This window comes from Streptomyces sp. ISL-96, assembly GCF_018614035.1.
Lineage (GTDB): Bacteria > Actinomycetota > Actinomycetes > Streptomycetales > Streptomycetaceae > Streptomyces.
The window spans coordinates 84301-90992 of the sequence record NZ_JAGGPA010000048.1 but is presented as its reverse complement, the minus strand read 5'-3'; the positions used below and the strand labels follow the sequence as shown (position 1 = coordinate 90992).

Below are 6692 nucleotides of genomic sequence, written 5' to 3'. Positions count from 1 at the left end.
CGAATTAACCAACAGCGTCCGTATCGGTCCGGGGCCTTCGCGCTTGCCGCACTGTCAGTGGGGTCTGATAGGAATTTGGCTGTGAGCAGGAACGATGAGCGGTCCGACGAGCAGCCCGGGGGCGGGGCCGGGGTGCCGGAGCAGCTTGCGCTCATTCGGGAGAGTGTGCGGAAGGCGAAGGTTCCGAAGGCCAAGCCGCGGACGTGGCGGGGGGCGCCGCTCGCCAAGGAGCTGCCCGTTGCCCGGGTGTTGGTCAACAAGGGTGTGCTGCATCTCGACCAGTACTTCGACTACGCCGTGACGGAGGAGCTGGACGCCGTCGCGCAGCCGGGGGTGCGGGTGCGGGTGCGGTTCGGGGCGGGGGCGCACAACGTGCGGGGCGGCCGCCGTGAGGGCGGCGGGATGATCGACGGATTCCTCGTCGAGCGCCGGGCCGAGTCCGACTACGCAGGGCCGCTGGCCGCGCTCGCCTATGTGGTGTCCCCCGAGCCGGTGCTCAGTCCGGAGCTGCTGGCGCTCTCGCGGGCGATCGCCGACCGGTACGCGGGGAGCCTCGCCGACGTACTGCAGCTGGCTGTTCCGCCGAGGAACGGGCCGGCCGAGGCGAAGCCTTCGCCCGAGCCGCTGCCGCCGCCGGATGTGCCGGGGGCCGGGACGTGGGAACGGTATGCGCACGGGCCCGCGTTTCTGCGGGAGCTGGCGGGGGGCGGGGCGCCGCGGGCCGTGTGGAACGCGTTGCCGGGGCCGCACTGGCCGGACGAGCTGGCGCGTGCGGTGGCCGCGACGCTCGCCTCCGGGCGGGGCGCGCTGGTTGTGGTGCCGGACGGGCGGAGCGCGGCCCGGGTGGACGCCGCGCTCACCGCGCTGGTGGGGAAGGGGCACCACACGCTGCTCACCGCAGACGCCGGGCCGCAGAAGCGCTACCGGCAGTGGCTGGCCGCGCGGCGGGGGTCGGTGCGGGCGGTGGTGGGGACGCGGGCCGCGATGTTCGCGCCGGTGGCGGACCTGGGGCTGGTGGTGGTGTGGGACGACGGGGATTCGAGTCACGCCGACGATCACGCGCCGTTTCCGCATGTGCGGGAGGTGCTGGAGCTGCGGGCGCAGCACAGTAAGTGCGGATTTCTGCTGGGGGCTGTCAGTTGCACGGTTGAGGCGGCCCAGCTCGTGGAGAGCAAGTGGGCCGTGCCGCTGCGCGCGGGTCGCGAGCAGGTGCGGGCCGCGGCGCCGCTGATTCGTACGGTGGGCGATGAGGAGGTGGCCCGGGACGGGGCGGCACGGGCCGCGCGGCTGCCGAGTCTGGCGTGGCAGACGGTGCGGGACGGGCTCAAGTCCGGGCCGGTGCTGGTGCAGGTGCCTCGGCGTGGGTACGTACCGAGTCTGGCCTGCGAGCGGTGTCGTACGCCGGCGAGGTGCCGGCACTGCGCGGGGCCGCTCGAAGCGGCCGACCAGCAGGAACTGCACTGCGGGTGGTGCGGCCGGGACGCGGCGGGGTGGCGGTGCGGCGAGTGCGGGAGTGTCCGGCTGCGGGCCCGGGTGGTCGGGGCGCGGCGTACGGCGGAGGAGCTGGGGCGGGCGTTTCCGGCTGTCCCGGTGCGTACGTCCGGGCGCGACCATGTGCTGGAGAGCGTGCCGGGGGTACCGGCGCTCGTCGTGAGTACGCCGGGAGCCGAGCCGGTGGCCGAGGGCGGTTACGCGGCAGCGCTGCTGCTGGACGGCTGGGCCATGCTCGGGCGGCAGGACCTGCGCGCCGGGGAGGAGGCCCTGCGACGCTGGATAAGCGCCTCGGCGCTGGTCAGGGGGCAGGGGGAGGGCGGCGGCACGGTCGTCGTGGTCGCCGAGCCGACGCTGCGGCCCGTGCAGGCGCTGGTGCGGTGGGATCCCGTGGGGCATGCGCAGCGGGAGCTGGCGGAGCGGGCCGAGCTGGGCTTTCCGCCGGTGTCGCGGATGGCGGCGGTGAGTGGGCGTCCCGAGGCGATCGCCGCGTTCTTGGCGAGCGCGGAGCTGCCGGGCGAGGTTGAGGTGCTGGGCCCTGTGCCGTTGCCCGTCGCGGAGCCCGGTCGGCCTCGCCGGCCGGGCGATCCCCCGGTGGGCGAGGTGTGGGAACGGGCGCTGCTGAGGGTTCCGCCGGGCAGTGGGGCGGCTCTCGCTGCGGCGCTGAAGGCCGCGCAGGCGGCGCGGATGGCTCGTGGCGGGGGCGGCGACTTGGTGCGGATCAGGATCGATCCGCCGGACATCGGCTGAGGGGGCTGGTGCGGCTCGGCGGGTGCGGGTTGCCTGCGGCGCTGTTCCCCTACCCGCCCTTTCCCGAAACTGGGGGCAAGCCCCCAGACCCCCCGGGGCGCCCTACGGGCGTGTCCTCAAACGCCGGACGGGCTGGATTTTGGTGCGCTTGGGGCTAAGCCCTCAGCTCGGCTGAGCCCCCTGGGCAACTTCAGCCCCTCCGGCGTTTGAGGACCGGGGGTTGGGCAGCGCCCCAGTTCGGGAGGCTTGGCCGTCCCGTTGTGGCGCCGTTTCGGCGTGGTGGCGGGACGGCCGGGCGAGGGTCAGCCGTTGCGGGGGCCCGGGAAGGCGTTCGGGCGGATCTCCTCGCGCAGGGAATGGGCGGCGGCCGTCGGCTGCGGCGGCATGGACCGGGTGGCGGGCACGGACGGCACCGGGGATGGGACGGGAAGAGTGCGGGTAGCGGTTGCCGTCTCGACCGCCGGGAGTTCGGCCTCGGCAGGCGTACCGGTCTGCGTCGCCGCCCGCCGCGCGCCGTAACGGCGGTGCACCGCCTGCTTGGTCACCCCGAGCGCCGAACCGACCGCGTCCCAGGAGAAGCCGAGCGATCGGTCGAAGTCCACGGCGGCGGTCACCAGCGTCTCGACGCTGTCCCGCAGCTCCTGCGCGAGGCGGACGGTCGGCGCCGGGGCCCGGCCGTAGACGACGAAGCCCGTGGAAGGGCCGGAGCGACGCGGGCGGTAGACGTTGCCGAGCTGGGCGGTCAGGGTCCGCAGGGCGTCCACCTGCCGGCGGACCCGCTCGATGTCCCGTACCAACAGATGCAGGCTGGCCCGTGCTTGGGCGTCGTGGGTTGCGTGGTCGGCCATGAACAAGCCTCTCGAACCGGCGTGAAAGAAGGGGCGGAAGAAGGGAAAAGAGCCGCGTGTGCGGGCCGTTTTGGTCAATCTCTCTTGACCAACGCGTCACCCGGTACCGGGGTCACGCTGCTGGGGGCGTATGTGCATCTGCGCGGGGCGCGCGGATGGGCGTACGCCCCCTGGAGCCATGGCCTTCGGAGGCCCATAGACTGGTGCGCCTCCTGCCCGCCGCCACCCGTTCCGCCCCCTTCCTGCCCGAGAGGCCCGCGCCACCGATGAAGCTCGTCTTCGCAGGCACCCCCGAGGTCGCCGTACCCGCCCTGGACGCCCTGATCGCCTCCGGCCGGCATGAAGTTGCCGCTGTCGTCACCCGGCCCGACGCCCCCGCCGGGCGTGGCCGCAGGCTCGTCGCCAGCCCCGTCGCCGCGCGGGCGGAAGAGGCCGGGATCGAGGTGCTCAAGCCGGTCAGGCCGCGCGACGAGAACTTCCTCGCGCGGCTGCGCGAGATCGCGCCGGACTGCTGCCCCGTCGTCGCGTACGGCGCGCTGCTGCCCAAGACAGCCCTCGACATCCCGGCCAAGGGGTGGGTCAATCTGCACTTCTCCCTGCTGCCGGCCTGGCGCGGCGCCGCCCCCGTCCAGCACGCGATCCTCGCGGGCGACGAGGTCACGGGTGCCTCGACGTTCCTGATCGAGGAGGGGCTCGACTCCGGGCCGGTGTACGGAGTGGTGACTGAGCGGGTACGGCCCACCGACACCAGTGGTGACCTCCTCACCCGGCTCGCCTTCGCCGGCTCCGGGCTGCTCGCCGCCACCATGGACGGCATCGAGGACGGCACGCTGCACGCCGTACCGCAGCCCACCGAGGGCATCACGCTCGCACCCAAGATCCGCGTCGAGGACGCGCAGGTCGACTGGACGGCTCCCGCACTGCGCGTCGACCGTGTCGTGCGCGGCTGCACGCCCGCTCCCGGCGCCTGGACGCTGTTCCGCGGCGAGCGGCTCAAGCTGGTCGCGGTGAAGCCGCTGCCGGAGCGGGCGGACCTGGGCCTGGCTCCCGGCGAGCTGGCCGCGGCGAAGAAGAACGTGTACGTCGGGACCGGATCGCATCCTGTCGAGCTGCTCTGGGTGCAGCCGCAGGGCAAGAAGCCGATGCTCGCGGCCGACTGGGCGCGCGGCGTGCGCATCGCCCCGGGCGAACACCTGGGCTCGGCGGACGTACGCTGAGAGGGTTCGTCCCCCTCTCAAGCGGAGCACCTTTTTCGTGAGTGACCAGCCAAGCAGCAGTGCAGCCAAGCGACCCGCCAAGCGTCCGGCCAAGCCGCACCGGCGTCCCCAGAAGGACCCGGTCCGCTTCCTCGCGTTCGAGGCGCTGCGCGCCGTCGACGAGCGCGACGCGTACGCGAACCTCGTCCTGCCACCGCTGCTGAAGAAGGCCCGTGCCAAGGGCACCTTCGACGAGCGCGACGCGGCGCTCGCGACCGAGCTGGTGTACGGGACGCTGCGCCGCCAGGGCACCTACGACGCGGTCATCAGGGCCTGCATCGACCGGCCGCTGCGCGAGGTGGACCCGCCGGTGCTCGACGTACTGGCGCTCGGCGCGCACCAGCTGCTCGGCACCCGCATCCCCACGCACGCCGCCGTCTCCGCGAGCGTGGAGCTGGCGCGCGTGGTGCTCGGTGAGGGGCGCGCGAAGTTCGTCAACGCTGTGCTGCGGAAGATCTCCAAGCAGGATCTGGACGCCTGGGTGGAGCAGGTCGCTCCGCCGTACGACGACGACGCCGAGGAACACCTGTCCGTCGTCCACTCGCACCCGCGCTGGATCGTCTCCGCGCTCTGGGACGCTCTGGGCGGCGGCCGCGCCGGCATCGAGGACCTGCTGGAGGCCGACAACGAGCGGCCCGAGGTGACGCTCGTCGCCCGCCCCGGCCGCTCCACCGCCGACGAGCTGCTGGATGTCCTGGGCGAGGATTCGGGGCTGCCGGGCCGCTGGTCTCCGTACGCCGTACGCCTGACCGAGGGCGGCGAGCCGGGGGCCATCGCCGCCGTTTCCGAGGGCCGCGCCGGCGTCCAGGACGAGGGCAGCCAGCTGGTCGCCATCGCCCTGGCCAACGCGCCCGTCGACGGGCGCGACGAGCGCTGGCTGGACGGCTGCGCCGGGCCCGGCGGCAAGGCAGCCATGCTGGCCGGGCTCGCCGCTCAGCGCGGCGCCGCGCTGCTGGCCGCCGAAAAGCAGCCGCACCGGGCGCGTCTTGTCGAGCGGGCGCTGGTGGGCAACCCCGGCCCGTACCAGGTGATCGCCGCTGACGGCCTGAACCCGCCGTGGCTCCCGGGCTCGTTCGACCGGGTCCTGATGGACGTCCCGTGTTCGGGGCTCGGCGCACTGCGCCGCCGCCCGGAGGCGCGCTGGCGCCGCCGCGCCGAGGACCTGGAGGGCTTCGCTCCGCTCCAGCGGGGGTTGTTGAGGGAGGCGCTGAACGCTGTCCGCGTGGGCGGAGTGGTGGGGTACGCGACCTGCTCGCCGCACCTCGCCGAGACCCGGATCGTCGTCGACGACGTACTCAAGGGGCGCGGTGGGCACGCGCCGGTCGAGGCCGAGTGGATCGACGCCAGGCCGCTGATGCCCGGCGTCCCGGCGCTGGGCGACGGCCCCGACGTACAGCTGTGGCCGCACATGCACGGCACGGACGCGATGTACCTGGCCCTGCTGCGCCGGACCGCCTAGCCACCACCAGTGACGGACCGCGGTGCGAACTGTCGGAGGATGTGGCGACCACACCTGCGCCAACTGCCTTGCGCGCGCGCCGAATCGTCACCGATTGCGTGGACTGTACTGATCCCGGGCGCCTCTGGTACGTACCCAGGGGCCTACCGAGGGCAGGAAGAGCCCCGGAACATGGCAGGCTTGGCCCATGGCTGTTCAGATCAATCCCAGTATTCTCTCCGCAGACTTCTCCCGCCTGGCGGAGGAGGCGAAGGCCGTCGAGGGCGCCGACTGGCTCCACGTCGACGTGATGGACAACCACTTCGTGCCCAACCTGACGCTGGGCGTACCCATCGTGGAATCTCTCAGCCGGGCGACGGACATCCCCCTCGACTGCCACCTGATGATCGAGGACGCCGATCGCTGGGCCCCGCAGTACGTCGAGGCGGGCGCCGGATCGGTTACCTTCCACGCCGAGGCGTGCGCCGCCCCCGTCCGGACGGCGCGCGAGATCCGTGCCAAGGGCGCCCGCGCATCGATGGCGCTGAAGCCGGCCACGCCCATCGAGCCGTACGAGGACCTGCTCCCCGAGCTCGACATGCTGCTGATCATGACGGTGGAGCCGGGCTTCGGCGGCCAGGCGTTCCTCGACATCATGCTGCCCAAGATCCGCCGTACCCGTGAGCTGATCTCCAAGCACGGCCTGGAGCTGTGGCTCCAGGTCGACGGCGGCGTATCGGCGTCGACCATCGAGCGCTGCGCCGAGGCGGGCGCGGACGTCTTCGTCGCCGGCTCCGCCGTCTACGGGACGGACGACCCGGCCGCCGCGGTGCGCATGCTGCGCAGCCAGGCGACCGAGGCCACCGCCGGTGCCGGCTGGGCATGCGACCACTGAGCCACGGCTCGGTG

The 6692-nt window shown here is 73.4% G+C and carries 5 protein-coding genes; 4 read left to right on the top strand and 1 reads right to left on the bottom strand.

Annotation, left to right across the window (positions count from 1 at the left end; genetic code table 11):
• Window positions 1-81: 81 nt before the first annotated feature.
• Window positions 82-2241: a primosomal protein N' gene (locus tag J7E96_RS27785; RefSeq protein WP_215135018.1), complete on the top strand. Its 2160-nt coding sequence runs from the start codon at window positions 82-84 to the stop codon at window positions 2239-2241.
• Between the two features lie 302 nt (window positions 2242-2543).
• Here the strand turns inward: J7E96_RS27785 and J7E96_RS27780 are convergent, their stop codons facing one another.
• Window positions 2544-3089 carry a hypothetical protein gene (locus J7E96_RS27780; RefSeq protein WP_215135016.1) on the bottom strand — a complete coding sequence of 182 codons (546 nt, stop codon included), beginning with the start codon at window positions 3087-3089 and terminating at the stop codon, window positions 2544-2546.
• A 266-nt stretch (window positions 3090-3355) separates the two neighbouring features.
• Here J7E96_RS27780 and fmt point away from each other — a divergent pair, with 266 nt between their 5' ends.
• From fmt to rpe, 3 genes are all read left to right on the top strand, one after another.
• Complete coding sequence (gene fmt, locus J7E96_RS27775; RefSeq protein ID WP_215135030.1) at window positions 3356-4306, top strand: methionyl-tRNA formyltransferase; 951 nt, start codon at window positions 3356-3358, stop codon at window positions 4304-4306.
• A 37-nt stretch (window positions 4307-4343) separates the two neighbouring features.
• Window positions 4344-5804: an RsmB/NOP family class I SAM-dependent RNA methyltransferase gene (locus tag J7E96_RS27770; RefSeq protein ID WP_215135014.1), complete on the top strand. Its 1461-nt coding sequence runs from the start codon at window positions 4344-4346 to the stop codon at window positions 5802-5804.
• Between the two features lie 187 nt (window positions 5805-5991).
• On the top strand, window positions 5992-6678 hold the full coding sequence (gene rpe / locus J7E96_RS27765) for a ribulose-phosphate 3-epimerase (RefSeq protein WP_215135012.1): 687 nt from the start codon (window positions 5992-5994) through the stop codon (window positions 6676-6678).
• The last annotated feature ends 14 nt before the right edge of the window (window positions 6679-6692 follow it).

Bases quoted from the DNA above. Each gene is read 5' to 3' on its own strand.
- rpe (WP_215135012.1), top strand. From the start codon at position 5,992: ATGGCTGTTCAGATCAATCCCAGTATTCTCTCCGCAGACTTCTCCCGC.
- fmt (WP_215135030.1), top strand. From the start codon at position 3,356: ATGAAGCTCGTCTTCGCAGGCACCCCCGAGGTCGCCGTACCCGCCCTG.
- J7E96_RS27780 (WP_215135016.1), bottom strand. From the start codon at position 3,089: ATGGCCGACCACGCAACCCACGACGCCCAAGCACGGGCCAGCCTGCAT.